Source organism: Paraburkholderia sp. J10-1 (assembly GCF_905220165.1).
GTDB lineage: Bacteria > Pseudomonadota > Gammaproteobacteria > Burkholderiales > Burkholderiaceae > Paraburkholderia.
In genome coordinates, this window is the sequence record NZ_CAJMYW010000001.1 from 585,913 (window position 1) to 610,172 (window position 24,260).

At 64.9% G+C, this 24,260-nt stretch carries 19 protein-coding genes and 1 pseudogene; 11 read left to right on the top strand and 9 right to left on the bottom strand.

Annotation, left to right across the window (positions count from 1 at the left end):
* Positions 1 to 24: 24 nt before the first annotated feature.
* Positions 25 to 1,149 (bottom strand): BMP family ABC transporter substrate-binding protein, encoded by a 1,125-nt coding sequence (locus tag U5A65_RS02580; protein ID WP_321945394.1) that lies wholly within the window; start codon positions 1,147 to 1,149, stop codon positions 25 to 27.
* 253 nt (positions 1,150 to 1,402) lie between these two features.
* Here U5A65_RS02580 and U5A65_RS02585 point away from each other — a divergent pair, with 253 nt between their 5' ends.
* A complete protein-coding gene (locus U5A65_RS02585) occupies positions 1,403 to 1,840 on the top strand; it encodes a cupin domain-containing protein (RefSeq protein WP_321908526.1) in 438 nt (145 codons plus the stop codon).
* Positions 1,841 to 1,875: 35 nt separating this feature from the next.
* Here U5A65_RS02585 and U5A65_RS02590 read toward each other — a convergent pair whose 3' ends face one another.
* Positions 1,876 to 3,225, bottom strand: a complete 1,350-nt coding sequence (locus tag U5A65_RS02590) for a polyhydroxyalkanoate depolymerase (RefSeq protein WP_321945395.1) — start codon at positions 3,223 to 3,225, stop codon at positions 1,876 to 1,878.
* Between the two features lie 325 nt (positions 3,226 to 3,550).
* Here U5A65_RS02590 and U5A65_RS02595 point away from each other — a divergent pair, with 325 nt between their 5' ends.
* Both U5A65_RS02595 and U5A65_RS02600 read left to right on the top strand, forming a co-directional pair.
* On the top strand, positions 3,551 to 4,210 hold the full coding sequence (locus U5A65_RS02595; RefSeq protein ID WP_321908522.1) for a glutathione S-transferase family protein: 660 nt from the start codon (positions 3,551 to 3,553) through the stop codon (positions 4,208 to 4,210).
* A gap of 145 nt (positions 4,211 to 4,355) precedes the next feature.
* Positions 4,356 to 5,828, top strand: a complete 1,473-nt coding sequence (locus U5A65_RS02600; protein ID WP_321945396.1) for a circularly permuted type 2 ATP-grasp protein — start codon at positions 4,356 to 4,358, stop codon at positions 5,826 to 5,828.
* Between the two features lie 53 nt (positions 5,829 to 5,881).
* Here the strand turns inward: U5A65_RS02600 and U5A65_RS02605 are convergent, their stop codons facing one another.
* Positions 5,882 to 6,955, bottom strand: a complete 1,074-nt coding sequence (locus U5A65_RS02605) for a putative zinc-binding metallopeptidase (RefSeq protein WP_321908519.1) — start codon at positions 6,953 to 6,955, stop codon at positions 5,882 to 5,884.
* Positions 6,956 to 7,161: 206 nt separating this feature from the next.
* On the opposite strand from U5A65_RS02605, the gene U5A65_RS02610 reads away from it, so the two are divergent.
* The 3 genes from U5A65_RS02610 to U5A65_RS02620 all read left to right on the top strand — a co-directional run bounded on the left by U5A65_RS02610 (position 7,162) and on the right by U5A65_RS02620 (position 14,275).
* Positions 7,162 to 10,659, top strand: coding sequence for a transglutaminase family protein (locus tag U5A65_RS02610; RefSeq protein ID WP_321945397.1), 3,498 nt, complete (start codon positions 7,162 to 7,164; stop codon positions 10,657 to 10,659).
* A gap of 77 nt (positions 10,660 to 10,736) precedes the next feature.
* Entirely contained in the window at positions 10,737 to 13,367 is a 2,631-nt protein-coding gene (locus U5A65_RS02615) for a circularly permuted type 2 ATP-grasp protein (RefSeq protein ID WP_321945398.1), read from the top strand.
* Complete coding sequence (locus tag U5A65_RS02620; protein WP_321908513.1) at positions 13,364 to 14,275, top strand: transglutaminase family protein; 912 nt, start codon at positions 13,364 to 13,366, stop codon at positions 14,273 to 14,275. Before U5A65_RS02615 ends, U5A65_RS02620 begins: the two co-directional genes overlap by 4 nt.
* A 76-nt stretch (positions 14,276 to 14,351) precedes the next feature.
* On the opposite strand, the pseudogene U5A65_RS02625 reads toward U5A65_RS02620, so the two are convergent.
* The 4 genes and pseudogenes from U5A65_RS02625 to U5A65_RS02640 form a co-directional block, all read right to left on the bottom strand.
* A pseudogene (locus tag U5A65_RS02625) lies at positions 14,352 to 15,389 on the bottom strand (glycosyltransferase family 4 protein); the annotation flags it as partial.
* 65 nt (positions 15,390 to 15,454) lie between these two features.
* Entirely contained in the window at positions 15,455 to 16,333 is an 879-nt protein-coding gene (locus U5A65_RS02630; RefSeq protein WP_321945399.1) for a glycosyltransferase family 9 protein, read from the bottom strand.
* Positions 16,334 to 16,436: 103 nt separating this feature from the next.
* Complete coding sequence (locus tag U5A65_RS02635; protein WP_321945400.1) at positions 16,437 to 17,396, bottom strand: glycosyltransferase family 9 protein; 960 nt, start codon at positions 17,394 to 17,396, stop codon at positions 16,437 to 16,439.
* Positions 17,397 to 17,703: 307 nt separating this feature from the next.
* On the bottom strand, positions 17,704 to 18,435 hold the full coding sequence (locus U5A65_RS02640; protein WP_321908505.1) for a response regulator transcription factor: 732 nt from the start codon (positions 18,433 to 18,435) through the stop codon (positions 17,704 to 17,706).
* Here U5A65_RS02640 and U5A65_RS02645 point away from each other — a divergent pair.
* The 3 genes from U5A65_RS02645 to U5A65_RS02655 are packed head-to-tail and all read left to right on the top strand — an operon-like array spanning position 18,428 to position 20,835.
* Positions 18,428 to 18,661 carry a hypothetical protein gene (locus U5A65_RS02645; protein ID WP_321945401.1) on the top strand — a complete coding sequence of 78 codons (234 nt, stop codon included), beginning with the start codon at positions 18,428 to 18,430 and terminating at the stop codon, positions 18,659 to 18,661. The genes U5A65_RS02640 and U5A65_RS02645 overlap by 8 nt on opposite strands.
* Before the next feature lie 7 nt (positions 18,662 to 18,668).
* Positions 18,669 to 20,123: an ATP-binding protein gene (locus tag U5A65_RS02650; protein WP_321908499.1), complete on the top strand. Its 1,455-nt coding sequence runs from the start codon at positions 18,669 to 18,671 to the stop codon at positions 20,121 to 20,123.
* On the top strand, positions 20,116 to 20,835 hold the full coding sequence (locus tag U5A65_RS02655) for a response regulator (protein ID WP_321908497.1): 720 nt from the start codon (positions 20,116 to 20,118) through the stop codon (positions 20,833 to 20,835). Before U5A65_RS02650 ends, U5A65_RS02655 begins: the two co-directional genes overlap by 8 nt.
* Before the next feature lie 82 nt (positions 20,836 to 20,917).
* Here the strand turns inward: U5A65_RS02655 and pstS are convergent, their stop codons facing one another.
* On the bottom strand, positions 20,918 to 21,943 hold the full coding sequence (gene pstS, locus U5A65_RS02660; protein ID WP_321908493.1) for a phosphate ABC transporter substrate-binding protein PstS: 1,026 nt from the start codon (positions 21,941 to 21,943) through the stop codon (positions 20,918 to 20,920).
* A 232-nt stretch (positions 21,944 to 22,175) separates the two neighbouring features.
* Between pstS and U5A65_RS02665 the strand changes: the two genes are divergently transcribed.
* Positions 22,176 to 22,631, top strand: coding sequence for a hypothetical protein (locus U5A65_RS02665; RefSeq protein WP_321945402.1), 456 nt, complete (start codon positions 22,176 to 22,178; stop codon positions 22,629 to 22,631).
* 105 nt (positions 22,632 to 22,736) lie between these two features.
* On the opposite strand, the gene U5A65_RS02670 is transcribed toward U5A65_RS02665, so the two are convergent.
* The gene (locus U5A65_RS02670; RefSeq protein WP_321945403.1) at positions 22,737 to 23,105 is read right to left on the bottom strand and encodes an NUDIX hydrolase; all 369 of its coding nucleotides are present in this window, start codon (positions 23,103 to 23,105) and stop codon (positions 22,737 to 22,739) included.
* A gap of 234 nt (positions 23,106 to 23,339) precedes the next feature.
* Here U5A65_RS02670 and U5A65_RS02675 point away from each other — a divergent pair, with 234 nt between their 5' ends.
* The gene (locus U5A65_RS02675) at positions 23,340 to 24,251 is read left to right on the top strand and encodes a CHAD domain-containing protein (protein WP_321945404.1); all 912 of its coding nucleotides are present in this window, start codon (positions 23,340 to 23,342) and stop codon (positions 24,249 to 24,251) included.
* Positions 24,252 to 24,260: the final 9 nt, after the last annotated feature.

Here is a 24,260-nt window from a genome sequence, read left to right on the forward strand (position 1 = left end):
GTCGGTGGCGTTACGTCGGCGGTGTTACTTCGGCAATGCGCCGTCTACGCCTTGCACGAACCAGTTCAACCGCTGCAACTCGGCATCGGGCAGCGACGTGCCGGCGGCCACCTTGATCGCGCCGCTCTGATCCTTGATCGGTCCCGCGAACGGATCGAACTTGCCGGCAATGATATCGTCGCGTTTTTGCGCGAGCGCCTTTTGCGCGGCAGGCGAAACGGTTGCCGTATTGATGTCGGCAAGGTCGATGGCTTTTTCCTTGAGGCCCCACCACGTCGGCGCATTGGTCCACGTGCCCGCCTGCACCTGTTCGACCAGGTGAGAGTAATACACGCCCCAGTAGCTCACGCATGCGCCCAATTGAGCATTCGGGCCGAACTTCTTCATATCGGAGTCCCAACCGAACGCGTGCACCTTCTTCTGCTCGGCCGTCTGCATCGTCGCCGTCGAATCTGTGTTCTGAATCAGCACGTCCGCGCCCTGGCCGATCAGCGTTTCGGCCGCCTGCTTCTCCTTGCCCGGATCGAACCAGCTATTGATCCAGATGACCTTGACCTTCGCATTCGGATTGACCGAGCGCGCGCCCATCGTGAAGGCGTTGATGTTGCGCACCACTTCCGGCACCGGCACCGAGGCGACGAAGCCGAGCGTATTCGTCTTCGTCGTATAGCCGCCAACGAGCCCGGCGAGATACGCGCTCTGGTACGTGCGCACGTCATAGGTCGCGAAGTTCGCGGCCTTCTTGTAGCCCGTTGCGTGCTCGAATACCACGTCCGGGTAATCCTTTGCGGTCTTCAGTTCGAAGTCCTGAAAACCAAAACTCGAGCCGACGATAATCTTGTTGCCCTTGCTTGCGAGATCGCGAAACACGCGCTCGGAGTCGGCCGATTCGGGCACGTTCTCCACGCGCGTGACCTTGATCTTGTCGCCGAACTTCGCTTCGATCGCCTTCACGCCCTGCTCGTGCGCATAGGTCCAGCCTGCGTCGCCGGGGTTGCCGAGATAGACGAACGCAACGCCGATCGGGGCCGCGGCGGGGGCCGCGGCGGTAGCCGCGGGGCTTAGCGCGGCACAGGCGCCGAGCGTGGCGACGACCGTCGCCGCGAAGCGCAGTGAGCGCACCGCCGCGCAAGCGAATTTTGTTGCCATGAGGTCTCCGAAACAGGATTGGGAAGGATGCGACGCGATTCGACAGTTGTCCGCCGGATAACGTCACGTTAGCGAAAATATTGGTCAGTCAAAATTAAGGCCGAAATTTCGATTCATTATGTGATGAATAACAGAATCGATATAACCGGCCACGGCGTCATAGAAGAACCCGAATGTTCATGGCCTCACGCTGGAACGCGTCGTGCTTGTCGAACCCGTTGCCCCTTCAACCTTCGCGCTCGGGAGACCTGTCATGCAAACCGCACTCGCCACGGACTTTTCGCACGTCAAGCCGCAGGACACGTCATTTACGGGCGGAGGGCTGCGCGACTTCTTCGTCTATCGAGACCTGGGAATCGCCGATGCGACGCACGGCAAGGTGGTCGCGCAACTCGTCAGGGCAAATCTTGCGCCGGAATTGGGCACGGGCTGGCACCGGCATGAGGCAGAATTTCACATTGTCATCATGCTCAAGGGCTGGGCGCGCTTCATGTACGGCGACAAGGAAACCCTCGTCGAAGCGGGGGACTGCGTGCATCAGGCGCCGGGCATCGCGCATTACCTCTTCGATTACTCGCCCGACATGGAGTACCTCGAAATCGTGAGCCCCGCCGACTTCAAGTCGATCGATGTGGAAGCGCCGTGCGCCGTGCCGGCGCCGACGCCATGGCAAACGAGCGCCGCGACGTAAAGCGACCTGACGCGACCTAAAGCGCGCCGTCCGTCCTATTTGGGCTGCGTTTCGGCCGCGCGGCTGATCGCCGATGCCGCATGTGCGTCGGCGTCGAGCAGCGCGCGCAGGGTCACCTGATCGTCGCCTACCGCCTCCGGCGCCGCAATGCGTCGCGCGCGCGGCTCGTGGTCGTGAATGGTCGAGCGCACGAGCGGATAAATCTGCGTGTCCCAGCGGCGGCCATTGAATACGCCGTAGTGGCCCACGCCCGTCTGCACATGATGCGTCTTCATATAGGGGCGCAGCCCCCGGCACAGATCGTGGGCGGCCACGGTCTGCCCCACCGCGCAGATATCGTCCTTCTCGCCTTCGATCGTGAGCAGCGCCGTACGGCGGATCGCGTGCGGCTCGACAAGGCGCTCGCCCACCTTGAGCTTGCCGAGCGGCAGTTGGTACTCCTGAAACACTGAGCTGACCGTTTCCAGATAGAACTCCGCGGTGAGATCGGAGGTGGCGAAGTACTCGCGATAGAACACGTTGAGCGCATCGGCTCTCGCGGGGTCGCCCTTCGCCCGTTCGTGGCGCATCTCCTCGAATGACGCGAGATGACGCTCCAGATTCATCGACATGAACGCGCTGAGTTGCACGAAGCCCGGGTACACGCGCCGTTGCGCGCCGGGAAAGCCGCCTGGCACCGCGCTGATGAGATTGCGCTCGAACCACGTGATCGGCTTGCTGTTGGCGAGTTCGTTGACCTTGGTGGGATTCACCCGGCAATCGATCGGCCCCGCCATCAGCGTCATGCTCGCGGGCTGCGCGGGATCGTTGTCGGCGGCCATCAACGAGACGGCCGCCAGCGCCGCGACCGTCGGCTGGCAGATCGCCACCAGGTGCGCATCGGGCCCGATGCGCCGAATGAAGGACATGACGTGCTCGACGTATTCGTCAAAGCCGAAGCGGCCCGCCGCCAAGGGCACGTCGCGCGGGTTGTGCCAGTCGGTGATATAGACGTCGTGGTCGGCCAGCATGGTGCGCACGGTGCCGCGCAGCAGGGTCGCGAAGTGCCCCGACATGGGAGCGACGAGCAGCACGCGCGGCTGCGGCACGGCCACGTCCTTGCGAAAGTGGAGCAGCGAGGCGAACGGCGTGCGCTTGACGACGCTTTCGGTCACCGGCGTGCGCACGCCATCGACCTCCACGAAATCGATTCCAAACGGCGGCCGCGCGTGCGAAAGCCCGGCAAGCTCGATCTGCTCCCACCATGCATCGAGATAGCGCGCGTCGAATCCGGATGCGAGCGTGGGCCAGGCCGCGATCGCCGCGCGGGAAAACGACGCGGCGGCACGCCCGAACCTCGTCGCGTCCGCGAACGTCTGGTAGGCCAGGTAGGCAAGCAGGTTCATGGGCACGGGTCTCAATTGTCTTGAACGCGAAGTGAAGCAGGCAATACATATGCCAGAAGCGTTCATTGGCACAGTGTTTGCACCTTTTCGGCGTGGCGCGGCATGCGTGCGCGAGCACGCGCGCCGCGGCCTGCGCGCCGCGCCGCGGCAGCGGGGCGCGAACGCCTCGCACAACGTGCACAGCGCGCCGGCTGCGCCGTCCTGCATGCCGCAATGTAGTGCGGCGCATGCCGCGAGAGGTGCATGCACCCGTGATGCGCGCATTCGGTGCATGCGGCTTCCTTCCCGCACCTGCCCACCGTTTCCTTACCGTTCTGGAGCACCCATGAATCAGACGAATACGACCCTGACGATCAGCAGCCGGAACTATTCGTCGTGGTCCATGCGCGGCTGGCTGCTGGCCAAACTCGCTGGACTCGAATTCGAAACGGTAACCGTGCCGCTCGACGACGCCGCCGCGCGTGCCGAGTTGCTGCTGCTTTCGCCCTCCATTCTCGTGCCCTGCCTGCGTCACGACGGCATCACGGTCTGGGACACGCTCGCGATCTGCGAATACCTCAACGAGATCCAGCCGCGAGCGCAATTGCTGCCCGCGGACCGCACGGCGCGCGCGCACTGCCGCTCCGTATGCGGGGAGATGCATTCGGGCTTCAGCGCATTGCGCTCGGCGCTGCCCATGAACCTGCGCGGCCACTTCCCGAACTTTCGCGTCTGGTCGCGCGCGCAGGACGATATCGGGCGTATCGTGACGATCTGGCGCGAATGTCTGCAAAAGTATGGCGGGCCCTGGTTGTTCGGCGAGATCGGCGCGGCGGACGCGATGTATGCGCCCGTCGTCACACGCCTGCTAACCTATGACGTGCCGATCGACCCCGACATCGGCGACTACTGCATGCGCATACTCAAGCAGCCTTACGTTGCTGAATGGATCGCGGCGGCCCAGTCGGAAACCGAGGACATCGACGAACTCGATATGGAGTTCTGATCGTCACCGTGCACCAACAACGGGCGCGACACGCCCCCGCCCGGCATCGGCATGGAAGTTGCATGACCCCATGCAGCCCGATTATCGAACTGTATGAAGAAGCGCGAAGCAACAGCGCAGAAAAGCAGCGGACGGAAAAACGAACATGAAGCAAACATTCTTCAACGAGATGTTCGAGTACGGGGAATTCGACGTTCGCGGCCTCTCCGCCGCGGCGTTCGCGCAGGCCGGCGAGCCGCGCGCCCATTACCGCGAATTCTTCACATGGATGCGCAGCCAGAGCGAGCAGCAAATGCTCAAGAAGCGCGCCGAAGCCGACGCCATCTTCCGGCGCGTGGGCATCACGTTCGCCGTCTACGGCGAAAAGGACGTCACGGGCGCGGGCACCGAGCGCACGATTCCCTTCGACGTGATCCCGCGCATCTTCCAGCGCCAGGAGTGGAACACGCTCGAGCGCGGCTTGCGCCAGCGCGTGAATGCGCTGAACCGCTTCATCCACGACATCTACCACGAGCAGGAGATCGTCAAGCGCGGCATCGTGCCCGCCGACCAGATCCTGCGCAACGCGCAGTACCGCCCCGAGATGCAGGGCGTGAATGTCGCGCACGACATCTATGCGCATATCGCGGGCATCGATATCGTGCGCGCCGGCGAGGGCGAGTTCTATGTGCTGGAGGACAACCTGCGCGTGCCCTCCGGCGTGTCGTACATGCTGGAAAACCGCAAGATGATGATGCGGCTCTTTCCCGACCTGTTCGTGCGCAACCGCGTGGCGCCGGTCGCGCACTACCCCGACCTGCTGCTCGACACGCTGCGCGCCGCCGCCCCTTCCGGCACCGACAACCCGACGGTCGTGCTGCTCACGCCGGGCATGTACAACTCGGCGTACTTCGAGCACGCGTTTCTCGCGCAGCAAATGGGCGTCGAACTCGTGGAAGGCCAGGACCTCTTCGTCGAGAACGATCACCTCTATATGCGCACCACAAAGGGCCCGCAGCGCGTGGACGTGATCTACCGGCGCGTGGACGACGACTTTCTCGATCCGCACGTCTTCCGCTCCGATTCGACGCTCGGCGCGGCGGGCCTCATGAACGTGTACCGCAAGGGCAACGTGACGCTGTGCAACGCGGTGGGCACGGGCGTGGCCGACGACAAGTCGATCTACCCCTACGTGCCCGACATGGTGCGCTTCTATCTGGGCGAGGAACCGTTGCTCAAGAACGTGCCCACGTGGATGTGCCGCAAGGCCGACGACCTGCAATACGTGCTCGACCATCTGCCGGAACTGGTCGTGAAGGAAACGCACGGCGCCGGCGGCTACGGCATGCTGATCGGCCCGGCCGCCACGCGCGCCGAGATCGAGGAATTCCGCGCGGTGCTCGTCGCGAACCCCGACAAGTACATCGCGCAGCCTACGCTGTCGCTCTCCACGTGCCCAACGTGGGTCGAAGCGGGCGTTGCGCCGCGCCACATCGACCTGCGCCCGTTCGTGCTCTCGGGCAAGGAAGTGCGTATGGTGCCGGGCGGGCTCACGCGCGTCGCGCTGCGCGAAGGCTCGCTCGTGGTCAATTCCTCGCAGGGCGGCGGCACGAAGGACACCTGGGTGCTCGAGCGCTGAGCCGGCGCGTTGGCGAACACAAGAGCGCAAAAACGCAAGCGGCGCGTGGACGTTCACGACCGGGAAGACGAAGCCGAGATCACGCGATGAACGAAGCGCAATTTGTCGATGACAGGCGTTGCCAGCGCGAACGGATAGCCGTCCGGCATGCCGAGGCTGCGGTTCAGGCTATTGAGCGCGTAGGTGAGCGGAAACCAGCGCGCCATGAGGCTGTCGAAGCTCGCCTCGTCCACCGGCGTCTGGTCGACCAGCACAGGCTCGTCGCGGCTTTCGGGCAGCAGCGCGAGGCCGCAGGCCGTGGCTGTGTCGAGCGTATCGACGATATGCAGGTAATGCGCCCACGTCTCGGCCCAGTCCTCCCACGCATGCACCGACGCATACGCGCTCACATGGCGTTCGGCCCAGTCCGGCGCGGGGCCTTCGGCGTAATGCGCGGCGAGCGCTTCGGCATAGTCGGCGCGCTCGTCGCCGAAGCAGCGGCGAAACGGTTCGAGCCAGCGCCCGGTTGGCTCCTGCGCGATGAGACGGTCGAAATAGTAATGGCCGACCTCGTGGCGGAAATGCCCCAGCAAGGTGCGATACGGTTCGTGCAGCGAGACGCGCGTGCGCTCGCGATGCGCGTCGTCGGCCTCGGCGATGTTCATCGTGATGAGGCCATGATCGTGGCCCGTCATGACCGGCTCGCCATCGTCGGTTGCCTCGAGAAATTCGAATTGCAGGCCGTGTTCCGGGTCTTCGGCGCGCGTGACGAGCGGCAGGCCGAGCGCACCCAGCGTATAGAGCAGGCGCCGCTTGGCCGTTTCGAGGCGATACCAGTACAGGCGGTTCTCGGCTCGCGAGAGGTTGGGGATCGTGCGCGTGAACTGGCAGGCGCGGCACAGCGTGTCCCCGGAATCGGCCGGAATCATGCCGTTGCAGACGTTTTCGACCGCGTAGTTGTGGCACTGGCGAAAGAGCGCGCCGGCGGCCTTGGCATTCAGGCTGCGCCAGCGGCCTTCGCCCGCGTCTTCGAAAGCGTGCATCTCGCCCGTCTGCGGCACATAGCCCAAGCGCGCCTCGCATCGCTCGCAGCGCTCGTTTTCGAAAAACACCAGCTGATTGCAGTGGTCGCAGTGAAAGGTCTTCATGGCCGCATTCCTGTGATGGCCGCGCGGGCCGCAGCGCCTCACGCAGCACGCGGCGTGCCTCGCACGCGCGCGGGCGGCGCTTTTGCCCCGGTTGCCGCCGCGGCTGTCACATCCCGCACTCGCGCCGACTGCATCATACGCACGCTGCGCCGTGCGCCGCTTATCCGTTTTGCGCCGTTCCAACCAAGTCGATCGAGGAGTCGGGTGTGTCCATCCGTGTCGCGTTAAACCATGTCACGCAGTATCGCTATGACCGGCTCGTGCGCCTCGCGCCGCACGTGGTGCGCCTGCGCCCGGCGCCCCACTGCCGCACGCCCATCCTCTCGTATTCGATGCGCGTGGAGCCCGCCGATCATTTCGTCAACTGGCAGCAGGACCCGTTCGCCAACTATCAGGCGCGGCTCGCGTTTCCCGAGCCGACGCGCGAGTTCCGCGTCACGATCGACCTGGTCGCGGAAATGGCGGTCTACAACCCGTTCGACTTCTTTCTCGAGCCGAGCGCCGAGCGTTTTCCGTTCACCTACGCGCCCGAGCTGGCCGCCGAACTCGCCCCGTATCTCGTGCGCACCGAGCCCACGCCGCGCTTCGCCGCGTTCGTCGAGTCGATCGACCGCACGCCGCGCGTGACCATCGACTTCCTCGTCGATCTGAACCAGCGCCTGCAGCACGAGATCGGCTACCTGATCCGCATGGAGCCGGGCGTGCAGACGCCCGAGGAAACGCTGGAAAATGGCTCCGGCTCGTGCCGCGACACGGGCTGGCTGCTCGTGCAGACGCTGCGCCAGCTCGGGCTCGCCGCGCGCTTCGTTTCAGGCTACCTGCTGCAGCTCACACCCGACGTCAAGGCGATCGACGGCCCGCGCGGCGCCGAATCCGACTTCACCGACCTGCACGCGTGGTGCGAGGTCTATCTGCCGGGCGCGGGCTGGATCGGGCTCGATCCGACCTCGGGGCTGCTTGCGGGCGAAGGCCATATTCCGGTGGCGTGCACCCCGGAGCCCGGCAGCGCCGCGCCGATCTCGGGCGCGCTCGACGAATGCGAAGTCGAGTTCTCGCATTCGATGTCGATCTCGCGCGTGCTCGAAACGCCCCGCGTGACGAAGCCCTACACCGAAGCGCAATGGGCCGGCATGCACGCGGTAGGCATCGAGGTGGACGCCGCGCTCGCCGGCCAGGACGTGCGCCTCACGATGGGCGGCGAGCCGACCTTCGTGGCGGCGGGCGACCGCGACGCGCCCGAATGGAACACCGACGCGCTCGGCCCGACCAAGCGCCGCTACGCCATCGCACTCATGGACAAGTTGCGCGCGCACTATGGCGCGCTGGGCTTTTTGCATATCGGCCAGGGCAAGTGGTATCCGGGTGAGCAGTTGCCACGCTGGGCGCTGTCGCTTTTCTGGCGCACGGACGGCGAACCGTGCTGGCGCGACCCCGCGCTGTTCGCCGACGAGCGCTCGCTCACGCACCACACGGCCGAGGATGCGCAGCGCTTCATTGCACATCTCGCTACCAAGCTCGCAGTTGATCCCGAGCACGTACAGCCCGCTTACGAAGACACCTGGTATTACCTGTGGCGCGAGCGCCGTCTGCCCGTCAACGTCGATCCGTTCGACTCGCGCCTCGACGACGAGATGGAGCGCATGCGGTTGCGCCGTATCTTCGACTCGGGCCTCGACACCGTGACGGGCTACGTGCTGCCGCTCGCCTGCGAGCGCGGCGAGCCTGGAGCGGGGCAACCCGCGCTGCAGGGCCCGCGCTGGATCAGCGGCCCATGGTTCTTCCGTGACGAGCGCATGTATCTCATTCCCGGCGACTCGCCAATGGGCTACCGGTTGCCGCTCGATTCGCTGCCGTGGGTCGCGGAGGCCGACTACCCGTGGCAGCACACGCGCGATCCGTTCGCCGCGCCGGCGCCGCTGCGCAGCGCGGCCGAGGTGCGCATGCAGTACGAGGCGGACTTTGATGCCGCCGCGCAATTGCGTAGCGGAGAACGCGCTGGAAGTGCGGGAAGTGCGGGAAGCGCCGCCTACGCCGAAGGCGCGGGGGGCACCGGCGTGCCCTCTGCGTCACATCGCTACCCCGAACGCGGCGAGTCGGCCGCCTGGATCCATCGCACCGCACTGTGCGTCGAAGCGCGCGACCCGGCGCGCGCCGCGGGACCGAAAGCCGAAGCCGCAACGTTCGGCCGCGCGCAGGGCCAGTTGCACGTCTTCATGCCGCCGCTCGCCGAACTCGACGACTACCTCGACCTGCTCGCCGCCGTCGAGGCCACCGCCGCCGACCTCGCGCTGCCGGTCGTGATCGAAGGCTATCCGCCGCCGCGCGACCCGCGCCTGAAAATGCTCCAGGTCACGCCTGACCCCGGTGTGATCGAGGTGAACATCCACCCGTCGTCGAACTGGGACGAGCTGGTCGAGCGTACCGAATTCCTCTATCAGGCCGCGCACGAAACGCTGCTCTCCACCGAAAAGTTCATGCTCGACGGCCGCCACACCGGCACCGGCGGCGGCAATCACCTCGTGCTCGGCGGCGCCACGCCCGCCGACAGCCCGTTCCTGCGCCGCCCCGACCTGCTCGCGAGCCTCGTCGCCTACTGGCACAACCACCCGTCGCTTTCGTATCTGTTTTCGGGCCTGTTCATCGGGCCGACGAGCCAGGCGCCGCGCGTGGACGAAGCGCGCAACGATCAGGTCTACGAACTGGAAGTCGCGTTCGCCGAGATCCAGCGCCAAGTCGATCTGCTGCGCGGTTTCGGCAGCCCCTTCGACAACGGCCCGCGCGTGCCGCCGTGGCTCATCGACCGCACGCTGCGCAACATCCTCATCGACGTGACGGGCAACACCCATCGCGCCGAGTTCTGCATCGACAAGCTCTATTCGCCCGACGGCCCGACCGGGCGCCTGGGCCTGCTCGAGCTGCGCGGCTTCGAAATGCCGCCGCACGCGCGCATGAGCCTCGCGCAGCAGCTGCTGCTGCGCGCGCTCGTCGCGCGCTTCTGGAAAACGCCGTACACGCAGCGCCTCACGCGCTGGGGCACCGAGCTGCACGACCGCTTCATGCTCTCGACCTTCGTGCAGATGGACTTCGACGACGTGCTCGCCGAAACGACCCAGGCGGGCTTCGCGCTCGACGCCGCGTGGTTCGCGCCGCACTTCGAATTCCGCTTCCCGCTGGTGGGCGAGGTGCAGACGGGCGGCATCGCGCTCTCGGTGCGCCATGCGCTCGAACCGTGGCACGTGATGGGCGAGGAAGGCGGGGCCGGCACCACGGTGCGTTACGTCGATTCGTCGGTGGAGCGGCTCGAAGTGCGCGTGCTCGGCATCAACGAAAACCGCCATATCGTCAGCGTGAACGGCCGCGCGTTGCCGCTTCAGCCCACTGGGCGCGTGAGCGAGAGCGTGGCGGGTGTGCGCTTTCGCGCGTGGCAGCAGTCGGCCGCGCTGCATCCGACCATCGGCGTGCACGCGCCGCTCACGATCGATATCGTCGACACCTGGAATGCCCGCGCGATTGGCGGATGCCAGTATCATGTTGCGCATCCTGGCGGACGCAATTATCAGACGTTTCCGGTCAACGCCTACGAGGCCGAAAGCCGCCGCCGCGCGCGCTTCTTCACGACCGGCCACACGCCGGGGCCGGTGGAAGTGGCGCCGCCTGAGCGCAGCCTCGAATTTCCGTTCACACTGGATCTACGCCGCGGCTAATTGCGGCCGATAACCCGTCAATAGCCCTAACCGAAGGCGCGCCTCGCGAGCGAGGCGCGCTGCCACGACCCACGATCTTGCCGACTCAATCCATCCTGCCGTTCGATTCCTCCGCCAGCGACGACGAGGCGCTCGCGCCGCTGCGCACGCTGCCGGTGCGCGCCGGACACTGGGACGAACTGCAAACGGCAGAAGGCGAGCTGCGCGAGCCGTGGCGGCAGTTCTTCGGCCTGCTCGGCAAGCCGGGGGTGGCGGGATTCGACAGCGCGGCGGCCTCGGTCGAGCGCCAGGTGCGCGAGAACGACATCACCTACAACGTCTACGCCGACGCGGGCGGGCCGCGCCCGTGGGCGCTCGACGTGCTGCCGTTCATCATCGACGAAGCCGAATGGGCGCAGATCGAGCGCGGCGCCGCGCAGCGCGCGCGCCTGCTCAACGAGATCGTCGCCGATATCTACGGGCCGCAAACGCTGCTCGCGCGCGGCCTGCTGCCGCCCGCGCTGGTGTTCGGCCACCCGGGCTACCTGCGCGCCGTGAAAGGCTTCGTGCCGCCGGGCCGCCAGTATCTGCAGATCGTCGCCCTCGACCTCGCGCGCTCGCCCGAAGGCCAGTGGACCGTCGTCTCGCACCGCACGGAAGCGCCCTCGGGCCTCGGCTATCTGCTCGAGAACCGGCTCATCGTCTCGAGCCTCTTTGCCGAGCCGTTTCGCACCATGCGGGTGCACCGTCTCGCGCCTTCCTATTCGCAGCTCGTCGCCACGCTCGCCGCGGCCGCGCGCGAGATCATGAGCGCCGACGAGCGCAGCGCGAGCGGCGCGTCTGCGCATATCGTGCTGCTCACGCCGGGACCGTTCAGCGAGACCTACTTCGAGCACGTGTTCCTTGCGCGCTACCTCGGCCTCACGCTCGTCGAGGGCAAGGACCTCACGGTGCGCGACGACATGCTGTACCTCAAGACGCTCGATGGCCTCGAGCGCGTGCACGCGGTGCTGCGCCGCCTCGACGACACGTTCTGCGACCCGGTCGAGCTGCGCGCCGACTCGACCATCGGCGTGCCGGGCCTGCTGCAGGTCATGCGGGCGGGCAACGTGATGGTCTCGAACGTGCCGGGCGCCGGCTTCGTCGAATCGCCCGCGCTGCACGGCTTCATGCCGGGCATCGCGCAGGCGCTGCTCGGCGAGGAGCTTGCGCTGCCGAGCAGCGCGACCTGGTGGTGCGGCGAAGACGCGGCCTGGCACGACGCGCTCGCGCAGGTGCCCGAGGCGCTGCTCGTGCCGACGTGGCCCGGCGCGGCAAGCGCGTCGTCCGCGCCGGGGCTCGCCGCCGGGTTGCAAACGCTCGCCGACTGGCGCGAGCGCATCGAGCAGTTGCCCGACGCGTTCACGGTACAGCAGCCGCTGCGCTACAGCTATACGCCGCGCTATGAAAACGGCGCGGGCATGCTCGGCGCGCGGCCGGCCGTCCTGCGCGTCTACGCGATTGCCGACCAGGAATGCGGCTGGCGTGTGCTGCCTGGCGGCTTCACGCGCCTGGCTGCTGAACATCAGGAATCCGTATCGATGCAGATGGGCGGCAGCAGCGTGGATACCTGGGTGCTGTCGAGCCAGCCCGGTTCGACCTTCACACTCCTGCCGAGCCCGATCAAGCCCGGCGAGCTGCACCGCGAGCGCCGCCGCGTGCCGAGCCGCTCGGCGGAGAACCTGTTCTGGGCGGGCCGTTACGGCGAGCGCGCCGAAAACGGCGTGCGCCTGTGCCGGTTGATTCTCGGCTCGCTCGAAGGCAGCGACGCCGAAGAGTTGTTCGGCACCTTCATCGAACTGGCCGCCGCCAATGGGCTCGTGCCCGCCACGGGCCATGAAGCGCGGCGCAGCCTCGACGACTTCGAGCGCGCGCTCGTCGCCAATCTGCACGAAAACGCGGGCGCAACGGGAATCGGCCGCACGCTCGCGAGCCAGGCGTACGCGTGCGGCGAAATTCGCGGCCGGCTCTCGAATGACCATTGGCGCACCGTGCTTGCCTCGCGCAACGACTTCCGCGACGCGCTGCACGCGCTTTCGCTCGTGCCAGCGGCGCCGCGCAACGGCACTACCCTCGAATTCAGGCGTCCCACGCCGTACGACCGCATCGCGCTGATGGGCGCGCTCGACACGCTCGCCACGCAGCTAAGCGCCATCAGCGGCTGCCAGGGCGACCGCATGACCCGCGACGAAGCCTGGCGCCTGTTGTTCGCGGGACGCCATATCGAACGCGTGTCCGCACTCGCCACCATGCTGCGTATCGCCGCGCACGAACGCACGCTCGCCACGCCCGCGGGCTTCGACGTGCTGCTGCAACTGTTCGACAGCACGCTCACGTATCGCTCGCTCTACCCGGGGCGCCTCGAAGTACCCGCGCTGCTCGACGTGATCGTGACCGACCCGACCAATCCGCGTGGCCTTTACGGCGTCTATGCGCGGCTGCGCGCGCGGCTCGACGAAATCGCCCAGGCTTCACGCGGTCCGAAGCGTGAGCCGTTCGCCTCACACCTCGCGCCCGTCGAGGCGCTGCCCACACTGGAAGTGCTTTGCGAGCCCGGCGACGACGGCCGCTACCCTGCGCTCACCGCGCTGTGCGATAGTTTCGCCGAGCGCATGGCCGCGATGTCGAATGAGATCAGCGCACGCTGGTTCAGCCACGCCGTGCCGCTCGCCGCGCAGGTGTGGTCATGAGCGGCACGCGCCTCGCGGTCACGCACCGCACGACCTACCGCTATTCGACGCTCGTCGAGACCGCGCAGCATCTCGCGACGATCCGTCCGCTCGACCTGCCGTGGCAGCGCGTGCTCACGCACCGCGAACGCATCGAACCCGCGCCGTCGTATCAAACCAGCCGCTGCGACGCCTTCGGCAACGAGGTCCTCTACTTCTCGTTCGACGCGCCACACGACTACCTGCAAATGACGAGCGAGACGAGCGTGCTGCTCACGCCTCGCTACGCATCGCTCGATGTCGCCGCGACACCGGCCTGGGAAGACGTCGAGCGCATGCTGCGCTACACGGCGGGCGGCGCGTTTTACGCGGAGTCGGAGTTTTGCTTCGCTTCGCCGAATATCGCCCTGCAGCCCGGATTGCGAGCCTACGCGCTGGAAAGCTTCACGCCCGGCACCCCGGTACTGGCCGGGGCGATTGACCTGATGCATCGCATCCATGCCGACTTCGAGTACCTGCCCTCGGCAACGGCGTTCGACACACCCGCCGCGCGCGCGTTCGAACTGCGCCATGGCGTGTGCCAGGACTTCGCCCAGGTGATGATCGGCTGCCTGCGCTCGATCGGGCTCGCCGCGCGCTACGTGAGCGGCTATCTGCGCAACGACCCGCCCGAAGGCGCGCCGCCGATGATCGGCGCGGACGCCTCGCATGCGTGGGTGTCGCTCTACGTACCCCCGGCGCCGTCCGCACTCTCTGCGCCCCCGGCAGGCTGGATCGATCTCGATCCGACCAACGACGTGCTCGCCGATCAAGGCCACGTTACGCTCGCCATCGGCCGCGACTACACCGACGTGTCGCTGCTGCGCGGCGTCATTCTTGGCGGCGGCGAGCATCGGGTGGACGTGGCGGTCAGTGTGAACGCGGACTGACCGTCGCGTTCAGACCCAGCGTCGAAGCGGCGCCGCGCTGGGCGCCAACGGCGCTGATACCCCAACCTGTATGCACCTGGCTGGCTAGCGAAAGCAGTGAATCGACGTGCCCGGCCACGCTGGCGTCGTAGAGCACGGCTTTGCCTTTCTCCATCTCGGCGGGTTGGCTGGCAATTGCGCGCCTGATCGCCTCGCGCAGCGATCGCACGTCTCCTCGCTCGAAGACGTGCTTCGCTTGTGTGGCGATCACATCGCCGCAACCCATCGTCGAAGGAATGATCACAGGCGTGCCGCACATCACCGATTCGATACCCACCAACCCGAAAGGCTCGTAAGCGGAAGCCAGGATCGTGAAGTCGGCAGCGCGATAACAGTCCTCGATTTCGCGCTGAAAGCCGATGTAACGCACGTGCGGCGAGAGGCTGCCCACCGGCCGCCCCGCTACTGCGACGACGACGGGTTCCTTGAGGTCCCGCGCGGCTGCCTCGATGAGCGGCAGGCCCTTGCGCATGTGACTGCTCGAAGGAAACAGCAACACGCACTCGTTGTCCTGAAAGCCGAGCCGCTTGCGCAGCGATGCGCGCGCAGCGGTATCGACTGGCGTGAAGCGCGCTGTGTCGACGGGGGGACGCAGAATGCGCACCTTGGCCTCGTCGATTCCGTACAGTTCGATCAGTTCGTCACGCATCAAAGGCGAATGCGCCAGAATGATCGCCGCATTGGCGTACAGGCGTTCCTCCAGTGCAATCTGCCAACGGTCGGTAAGCTTGGTTCTGCGGCCCGTTGCGCGCAGGAAGCCACGATGGGTGCCGCCACACACGGCGATATCCGAACTGTCGACACGGTTGCAGCCGATCATGATGTCCACGGCGGCTACACGCTTCGCGCGGCGCAATCGCCACGAGAACCAGGCGTCGCGCAGTTTGCCTGGCAAAAACGACACGTTGATACGATGCGGCTCGACCATCGCATACTCGGGCAGCGCATGGTCGAGGCTGCGCGCAAAATAGGCGGGGCGAAAGCCGCGCTCGGCAATGCCGCGCGCAAGATCTCTCGCGTAGCGCTCCATGCCGCCGCTATGCTTCATCACGTTGCAGGAAACGCCGAGTTTCATGGCATCCCCTCCTCTACAGTTGATCGATCCAATACTTCAAAACCGCCGCGTTTGATGGCTCGCGCTCATGAACGCGACTGCAGCGCCTGAAAGTGCGCCATGACACGACCCACGCTGAGCAGCTTTGTCCACAGAAGCTCCTTGAGATTGCCGAACGGTATGACGTTGGGCGGCAATACGATGTGGCCAGGCCCCCAGCGCGGGCGCCACGTGCGCGCCAGTCCGCGCCGCATGAAAAGCGTGAGCGTGGGGACTCCGATCGACGAAGCGAGATGACCGAGCCCCGAGTCGTTGCCGATGAACCACGCGGACTCGGCGATCCACGTCGCCACGTCCTCGAGTCGCGGCAGTGAGTGAACCTCATGCCCTTGCGCCTGGCTCTCCCGCCAGGCCGCAAACTCGCCGGGCGCGACGAGAAAGCTCGGATGCAGGTGCGCACGGCTGAGTTCGTGGGCGAGCGCGAGAAACTTCTCGCGGCTCCACATTTTTTCGCGGTGGCTGCCGGTGGGATGGATCACGACACGATCCGCGAAGCGGCCGCGCTGCACGCCGGGCGGCACGACGAGGCCGTTCGAATGCGTCACATCGCGTAACGCGAGCACATTCACGGCAATGTCGACCACGCGGTCGACCATGTGCTTCCCGCCGCCGTATTCGGGCAGTTCGGCCAGACAAAGCGTCTTGCCCGAGCGGCTCAGCATCGGCCCGAACTCGGTGCGGCGCAGTTCGATGACCGTGTCGAACGCGCCGGCATACGCCGCCTGATACCCCACCGTCATGTGGGGAAACCAGGCCGCGAGCTGCTCGGCCACCCAGCCGAACACGATGGGCCGGTAGCCGTTTCGAATGAGGTTGTTGACGAGAACGAGCCCAATAAGGCTGTCACCGATTGGCGGCGGCAACGCCACCGCAACACTGCCCTGGATCTGGAATTTCATGTCCATGCGAAGGTGGGCCGGAAGATCCCGGCGCGGTAAACGTTAGTAACACTAATCATTGATTCGATGCTTGCCGCGGTCGCCGATATGCGTTACCGCGAAGGCAATTTCAGGCCGGCACCGCCACGCGTTCGCGCAATACCCGAAAGGCGCGGTGCACGCGTCGCACCGAAATCGCTTCGCGCCACCACTTTTCCTTGAGGCCAGCGGTCGGCACCCACCACGGCGGCAGCACGATCTCGCCGCACTGAAATCCAGGGCGCCAGCGCTGCGCGACGCGTCGCCGACGAAACACGGTCAGCGTCGGGATGCCGAGTGCCGAAGCGAGATGGCCCAGGCCCGAATCGTTGCCGATAAACCAGCCCGATTCGTAAAGCCACGCTGCAAGGTCAGCCGTATCGCGAAACGAACACAACGGCGGTGCGGTGCTGGCAAGCGGCAGCCAGCGCGAGCGCTCGCCGTCGGCAACGACGAACTCAGGCGCAAAACCTTCCCCGCTCAAACGCTGGGCGAGGCCAATGAAACGGCGCGCCAGCCAGCGCTTGTCCGCTGTGCTGGCCTCCGGGTGCACCGCTACGCGTTGGGCGTGGCGGCGGTGCTGAAGCTCCGGCGGCGCGCGCATACCGTTCGAAATCTCGACGGTTGGCAATCCGAAGTGATGCGTCGCGAACGCCGCGAAGCGATGCGCCATACAGCGGCCGTCGTCCGCGTATTCGACATCGTGCAGATCGACGAAGCCCGGATGCCATGCGCGTAGTTGCTTGAGCGGCCGGTCGCGGTGCATCTGCACGACGACGCCGAAATCCGCTAGCCGATCGCGTGCTTCTTCCTCGCCGAGCGCCGGCTTCATCGACAAGTGCGGGAACCAGCGGGCAAGCGACCACGCGTGATTACCGAATATTTCCACCTGCCAGCCCGCGCGTACGAGATTGTGCGCAATGATCAACAGATTCAGCGAATCCCCAAGCGCCGGCGACATCACAAACGCCGCGCTGCGTGCTTGCTCGCGCGCCAGGGAGGGACACGTTGCGTCGTGCTGGGCGTGGCTCTCACGGTCGAGGTGTTGCATCGTTGCGTGTCTGATCGGGGTTCGGCAGGGTTTCTGCGGGTTAAGGCTATGGACACGCATGTTGCCACCGTGGCGCCGGTTCCGGGTTACAGGATTTTTCCGTACATTTCTTCCACGCCACGCCAGCGTGCGCGAACGTTACAGGACCGGTTACACGTTAAGAAATAGCAATGGTTCTGAAGTTCGAAAATGCGAAATCATCTGCTACGCTGGTCTCACCTGACATTGCGCGGTATGCCTCAACCGTGGATGAAGGGTGCTATACCTCCAACTCTTTGCATACCCGGCGAAAACGCCGGGTTTTTTTTCATCCGCGGGCAGCCGCCAGGTCCTGGTCGGGAAGCGCGTCGTCGGGGCAGAAAACATAGCCGTCCCTGTAACGCGTTTGAATATATTGGCGGCCGCACGGCGACAGCCCGAGCAGCTTGCGCAGGCGGAAAACGACCACGTCGACGCTGCGCGCATGAAGCGACGAATTGCGATCGATCATGTTCACAATGCGCTCGCGCGACAGCGGCCGCAGGCGATTCGCGGCGAACACTGCGAGCACGGCGAGCACGAGGGGCGGAGCCGGGATCTTGCGGCCGTCCCTGAACAGTTGATTGTCGATGGCGTCGAGTTCGAAGCCGTCGAAGACGTATTTCGTTTCCCTGCGCGGCGACGCAGGGTAATCGATCCTGCAGCGCAACGCGTGGTGCATGCGCGCGAGCAGTTCGCGAGGATCGAACGGATCGACCATATAGTCGTTGGCGCCGAATTCGAACGCGAGCACCTTGTCGGCCACGTCGCCGGATTCGCTCACGATGATCGCGGGCGTGAGCCACCCTCGCTCGCGCAGCGCGCGTAGCGTTGCAATGCCGTCGATCTTCAGCGCGTCATGCCGAAGGATGATGAGCGAAGGCGTTTCTCGCGCGAGACGCTGCTCCAGTCGCTCGACGCCATACAGCACCGACACGGCGATCTGCTGACGCTGCAAATAGGTACGCAGGTCGTCCCGATATGCCTGATCGGGTTCGACAAGCAGCACGTGTATGTCCATCGATCTGTCCCTTCCTGTGTCATGCACGTCATTCCAGCCAGATCGCGCGCACGAGCGGCATGCAAGCGCTTCGATCTGCAGCGGATCATACGGAACAACCGTGCAGGAAAAAGAAGGGAAATCTGGAGAAAATAAGGATTCGGACGGGCCACGCTCACCTTACGGTACGCTTCAGGCGAAAATAGTGCCGAATTTGCGCGCACTCACGTTTATTGCCTTCTGCTGAATCCGTCATGAAAGTCAGCGTCACCTCCAAACTCTTCCTCGCGATTCTTTCGGCTTGCGTGCTCGCCGCCGTGGCCATGGGCATCGCGGTCCGGACGAGTTTCGAATATGGCTTCGTGGATTTTCTGCAGGAGCAAGGCGCGAACGATCTGGCGGCGCTCGAACAGGAACTGGAAGCCTCGTATGCGCAGCACGGCAATTGGGATTTCGTTCGCGCTCGCACGCGAGGCCGGCCCCCATTCGATGGCGGCCCGCCGCCGGGCGAGCCGCCGCGCGACGCCCGTCCGCCCGATGCGCCGGGCGGCTTCCACGACGAAGGCGGCAAGGATGGCCCCTTCACCCCCGGCTTTGCCGAGCACTCGCGGACGTTTCGCCCGCCCTATATGCTCTACGACGCGGACATGAAGGTCGTCGCGAGCGAGGGGCCACCTCCGCCGCCCGAGGCCGTCCGCCATCCGCTGCGCGTCAGGGGTCAAACGGTGGGCTGGATCGCGGTGGCAGGCCCCACGTCGCTCATCAATCAGGCGGAACAGCGCTTCAAGGACCGCCAGACGCAGGCGACGTGGATCATCGTAGGCTTTACCACCTTGCTCTGCGCTGCCGTGTCGATCATCCTCGCGCGCACGCTGCTCACGCCGATCAAGCGGATCGTCACCGCCACGCATCGCCTCGCGGGCGGTGACTACGCCACGCGCGTGCCAGCCACGGGCCGCGACGAACTGCAAATGCTCGCGAGCGATTTCAACCGGCTCGCGGCGTCGCTCGAAAAAGCCGAAAGCGACCGGCGCGACTTTATCGCCGATATTTCGCACGAGTTGCGCACACCGCTTTCGGTGCTGCGCGGCGAACTCGAAGCGATCGAAGACGGCGTGCGCCGGCCCGACGCCGCGACCATCGCTTCTCTGCAGTCCGAAGTAGCGATGCTCAGCCAGTTGATCGACGATCTCTACGAACTCTCGCTAGCGGACATCGGCCAGCTCTCGTTCGAGAAAGTGCCGCTCGATCTCGTACCGATCGTGGAAGCCGCATGCGACGTCTTTCGCGAGCGGCTCGCAGCGAAGCGAATCACGCTGGACTTCGATTGCGACGATGCTCGCGCGACGCTCTCGGGCGATCCCTATCGCCTCACGCAGCTGTGGAAAAACCTGCTGGAAAACGCGCTGCGCTACACCAATGAGGGCGGCCGCGTGCGGATCTCGGTCACGTCGAACGACAACCATATTTATGTCGATGTCCAGGACTCGTTCCCGCCGGTTCCCGCGCCGCTGCTGCCCCATCTGTTCGACCGGTTCTTCCGCGTCGATCCATCGCGCAGCCGGCAAAGTGGCGGCGCGGGTCTCGGACTCGCATTGTGCAAGCACATCGTGGAGCAACACGGCGGCACCATCGAGGCATCACGCTCCCCGCTTGGCGGGCTGCGCATCCTCGTTCAACTTCCTCGCCTGAACACGCATCATGATTGATCCGACCATGCGGCCATCCATCCTCGTCGTCGAAGACGAGCCGAAGCTCGCAGCCCTGCTCGCCGACTACCTCGCGAAGGAGGATTTCGCCACGACGATCATTGCGGACGGCCGGGAGGTCGTGCCCTACGTGCGCGAGCATCAACCGTCGATGGTGCTGCTCGACCTGATGCTGCCCGGACGCAGCGGCCTCGACGTGTGCCGCGAACTGCGCACGTTCTCCGCCGTTCCCGTGATGATCATCACGGCGCGCGTGGACGAAATCGACCGTTTGCTCGGGCTCGAACTCGGTGCCGACGACTACGTGTGCAAGCCGTTCAGCCCGCGGGAAGTGGTGGCGCGCGTCAAGGCGATCCTGCGGCGCGCCGAGTTGCTGGCGCGAGCGCACCAGGAAGCGGAAGGCACTGTGCCGTCGCCGTTTTCGATCGACGTCGCGCAACACGCCGCGCGCCTGGACGGCCGGGATCTGCACCTCACGCCCATCGAATTTCGTCTGCTTGCGCTACTGCATTCCGGCCCTGGCCGCATTTACGCACGGGACTTTCTGCTGCGCGCGCTCTACGACGATCACCGTGTGGTCGCCGACCGCACGATCGATTCGCACGTCAAGAACCTGCGGCGCAAGATCCAGTCGATCCGGCCCGACCAGGACATGATTCGATCGATCTACGGTGTGGGTTATCGTCTGGAGATCGCGCCTGCGGGCGACTGACGTTGGGTAACTGCGTAAGATTAAAAACGTGGCTGAATGCAGGCGCGCGTGCGCCATACGCGCGCCTGCATTGCATTTCGCGTTATGGCGCGATCGGCTTGCCGCTCGCGTCCTTGACCTTGTCCTTCCACTGCGACTTGATTTCGGCGACGACCGAATCCGGCAGCGAAATGTAGTCGAGGCTATCGGCTGCCGAAGCACCGTTCTTGAAAGCCCAGTCGAAGAACTTGAGCGTTTCCTTGCCCTGGTCCGGCTTGTCCTGTGCCGTGTGCAGCAGCACGAAGGTCGCGCCGACAACCGGCCATGCGTCCTTGCCCGGCTCGTTCGTGAGGATCTGGTAGAACGACTTCTTCCAGTCCGCGCCGGCGGCGGCGGCCTTGAACGTTTCGGTGCCCGGCTGAACGACCGCGCCCGCTTCGTTCTTCATCGCGGCATAAACCATGTGGTTTTGCTTGGCGTACGCCCACTCGACGTAGCCGATCGCGCCCGGCAGGCGCTGCACGAAGGCGGCGACGCCGTCGTTGCCCTTGCCGCCCGTGCCCGTCGGCCAGTTCACGGTCGTGCCTTCGCCGACCTTGCTCTTCCACTCGGGGTTGACCTTCGAGAGGTAGTTCGTCCAGATGAAGCTGGTGCCCGAACCGTCGGCGCGGCGGACCACGGCGATGTCGAGGTCAGGCAGCTTGACCTTCGGGTTCAGCGCGGCGATAGCCGGATCGTTCCACTTCTTGATCTTGCCGAGGTAGATGTCGCCGAGCACCGGGCCCGACAGCGTGATTTCGCCGGCCTTCACGCCCGGCACGTTGATCGCCGGCACGACGCCGCCGACCACCGTCGGGAACTGGAACAAACCGTCCTTGGCCAGCTGGTCGTCCTTCAGCGGCGCGTCGGAGCCCGCGAAGTCGACGGTCTTGGCCTGAATCTGCTTGATGCCGCCCGACGAACCAATGCCCTGGTAATTCACCTTGCCGCCACCCGACTTCTGATAGGCGTCGGCCCATTTCGTGTAGATCGGCGCCGCGAAGGTACTGCCCGCGCCGGTAATATCCGCGGCATGGGCCACGCTCGCGCCCAGCGCGAGAACGACAATCGCATACAGACTGAGTTTCATCCCGGACTCCTTAAAATCGTTATTGATGCGCTGGACCTTACGATCGCAATGTGACGATTGGGTGACACTGGAGTCGATCGCAGAAGCGGACTTATGGATGGCGACGCGACCATTCAGAGGACATGTTAGCCAGGGCTAACGGAAGACGTCCGCGTGCGCGTTGCGGCATGAGTGGAATGCCGGAATAAACCGTATATACTGTTTATACAGTTTTCAGACCGGAGAGGCCGACATGACTACAGCGACCACGCGCAAGCCCACAAAAAAGGCGTTCCACTTCCCGAAATCACCCGCAACCGGGGAGGAACAGAACGAAGCGGCCATGCCGGTTGAGGCAGCGCAAACGAACAAGCCCAGCCGCAAAAAATCCGCGTCCAAAGCGGCGACACCCGCAAGCGCCCCAGCAGAGGCAGCGGCTCCTGCGGCTGCCGAGAAGGTCAAGACCAAGCGCGTGAAGAAAGAAAAAGTCGTGCGCGACAGTTTCACCATGCCCAAGGCGGACTATCAGCGCATCGCCCTCCTCAAGCGCAAGTGTCTCGAGGCCGGGGTTGCGGTGAAAAAGAGCGAGATATTGCGCGCGGGCCTGCAATTGCTGGAATCGGCCCCACAGAAGCGGCTGCTGGCCGCCATCGCCGCGCTTGAAACCGTGAAGACAGGCCGTCCGGCCAAAGGCGACGACAACGCTTGATACGCGCGAAGCGTGGGTGAGGGGCGCGGGCCGCGCCGATGGAAAACAGATGCACTGGAATTGAGCGCTGTGAGCGCTCAATTCCTCGCGGCGAAAGCTGTGGCGTTACTTCCTGCGCCGCTGGTTGACGAGCCGCAGAATATCGCTCGTTGGCCCACTCGTTGCGAGGCGCGGGATGTCGTCGAGATGGACCCAGCGGCACCTGGCGATCTCGCTGCTCGGCCGCGCCTTGGCCTGCCTGGATATTTCGCAGGAGAACACGTGATGGTGTTTCTGCTTGCCGCGAATGTCGAACAGATACCTGGCTGCCTTACCGGAGAGCCGGGTCTCCTCCCTGAGTTCTCGTAGCGCGGTTTCCATCAGATGTTCGCCGCGCTTCAATATGCCGCCCGGTAGTGCCCACTTCGACTGACTGCGTGCTACCAGGAGAATTCGCTTACCTCTGCGACAAATCACGGTGGCCCGTTTCTTCAACTCGAACTCCCACTTCGTTCCTGGGGGGCGCCTCACGAAACATCAGCATTGCATCGGCTGACTTAGCTAAGCATCGTAATACAGAAAGTCAGAAGTTCAACCTGCTGAAAGCACGATGGCCGTCACCTTGCCAGATTTTAATTACTTCATCAAACCGTCATAAAGATCCGTTTGCCGACAGCCCTTGTGGTATGGTTTTGGCCACACATATTTTTTGTCAGACTCGAGGCTGCAATGGATATGGACAGTGACTGGCCGTTACCACGGCCGCGCACTCTCTTCAGAATCGATCGGCGGCGCTCCGCTGCATCACTCACCAGCAAGACCTCTATCGCCAGCACCTTTTCGTCATTGGCCATGCCAGTGGTCAACGAGGCGGTGCAACGAGCGAAAGCCCTGGCAACAGAAGCTGACCCCGAAGCATTTCATCAGCTTCGGGTGGCGTTCAGAAAACTTCGTGCCTTGTATTGGGCGTACTCCCCCTGGCTCGGCGAGGAAGCCACCGCGCAAGCGAGCGACGAATTCAAGCGGCTCGCTGCGGTGGCAGGCGGAACGCGCGACTGGGACGTCGCAGGCGAGCTCCTGAGAACCGCGCAGAAGTCGGACGCCTCCATCGAACTGCTCGTGAGCGCCGCGCGTGAAAAGCGCTCACAGGCGGTGGCGCATAGCCAGGCGATGATCAACAGCGACGCTGTCGAGGCATTCCTGAACGACGCGCTGCTTCGCGCGCAAACCACGCTGCAGTCGTGTTGCAGTGATCTTCCGATACGCGCGTTCGCAAAAAAGCGAGTCCGGATGGCGCAGCGCACGCTTCGAAAGCGCAGCCGGCGCGCCGTGCAAAGCGAGGCTGGCCACGAGGAGAGTCTCCATGACGTGCGCAAGGCCGGTAAGAAGCTGCGCTATCTGCTCGAATTTTTTCAGCCGGTAATCAAGGGCGAGCACCAACGCACCCTTAAGGAACTGACGTCCGTGCAAAAGATGTTGGGCGAATTCAATGACATTGCCGCAAGCGAGACCTTGATCCGCAACACGACATTCGACGAGGTTCCAGCCGACGTCGTCGAGAAATCGCTGCAATGGCTGGAAAGGATCAAGTGCCAACGAATCGAAGTGGCGGCGCAAAGCGTAAAGGCCATATCCGGCTGAGCCAGTGCC

Excerpts from the sequence above, each read along its gene's own strand:
- U5A65_RS02620 (WP_321908513.1), top strand. The coding sequence starts at position 13,364 with ATGAGCGGCACGCGCCTCGCGGTCACGCACCGCACGACCTACCGCTAT.
- U5A65_RS02635 (WP_321945400.1), bottom strand. The coding sequence starts at position 17,396 with ATGCAACACCTCGACCGTGAGAGCCACGCCCAGCACGACGCAACGTGT.
- U5A65_RS02640 (WP_321908505.1), bottom strand. The coding sequence starts at position 18,435 with ATGGACATACACGTGCTGCTTGTCGAACCCGATCAGGCATATCGGGAC.
- U5A65_RS02630 (WP_321945399.1), bottom strand. The coding sequence starts at position 16,333 with ATGGACATGAAATTCCAGATCCAGGGCAGTGTTGCGGTGGCGTTGCCG.
- U5A65_RS02645 (WP_321945401.1), top strand. The coding sequence starts at position 18,428 with ATGTCCATCGATCTGTCCCTTCCTGTGTCATGCACGTCATTCCAGCCA.
- U5A65_RS02595 (WP_321908522.1), top strand. The coding sequence starts at position 3,551 with ATGAATCAGACGAATACGACCCTGACGATCAGCAGCCGGAACTATTCG.
- U5A65_RS02665 (WP_321945402.1), top strand. The coding sequence starts at position 22,176 with ATGACTACAGCGACCACGCGCAAGCCCACAAAAAAGGCGTTCCACTTC.
- U5A65_RS02600 (WP_321945396.1), top strand. The coding sequence starts at position 4,356 with ATGAAGCAAACATTCTTCAACGAGATGTTCGAGTACGGGGAATTCGAC.
- U5A65_RS02585 (WP_321908526.1), top strand. The coding sequence starts at position 1,403 with ATGCAAACCGCACTCGCCACGGACTTTTCGCACGTCAAGCCGCAGGAC.
- U5A65_RS02590 (WP_321945395.1), bottom strand. The coding sequence starts at position 3,225 with ATGAACCTGCTTGCCTACCTGGCCTACCAGACGTTCGCGGACGCGACG.
- U5A65_RS02580 (WP_321945394.1), bottom strand. The coding sequence starts at position 1,149 with ATGGCAACAAAATTCGCTTGCGCGGCGGTGCGCTCACTGCGCTTCGCG.
- U5A65_RS02655 (WP_321908497.1), top strand. The coding sequence starts at position 20,116 with ATGATTGATCCGACCATGCGGCCATCCATCCTCGTCGTCGAAGACGAG.
- U5A65_RS02650 (WP_321908499.1), top strand. The coding sequence starts at position 18,669 with ATGAAAGTCAGCGTCACCTCCAAACTCTTCCTCGCGATTCTTTCGGCT.
- pstS (WP_321908493.1), bottom strand. The coding sequence starts at position 21,943 with ATGAAACTCAGTCTGTATGCGATTGTCGTTCTCGCGCTGGGCGCGAGC.
- U5A65_RS02605 (WP_321908519.1), bottom strand. The coding sequence starts at position 6,955 with ATGAAGACCTTTCACTGCGACCACTGCAATCAGCTGGTGTTTTTCGAA.
- U5A65_RS02675 (WP_321945404.1), top strand. The coding sequence starts at position 23,340 with ATGGATATGGACAGTGACTGGCCGTTACCACGGCCGCGCACTCTCTTC.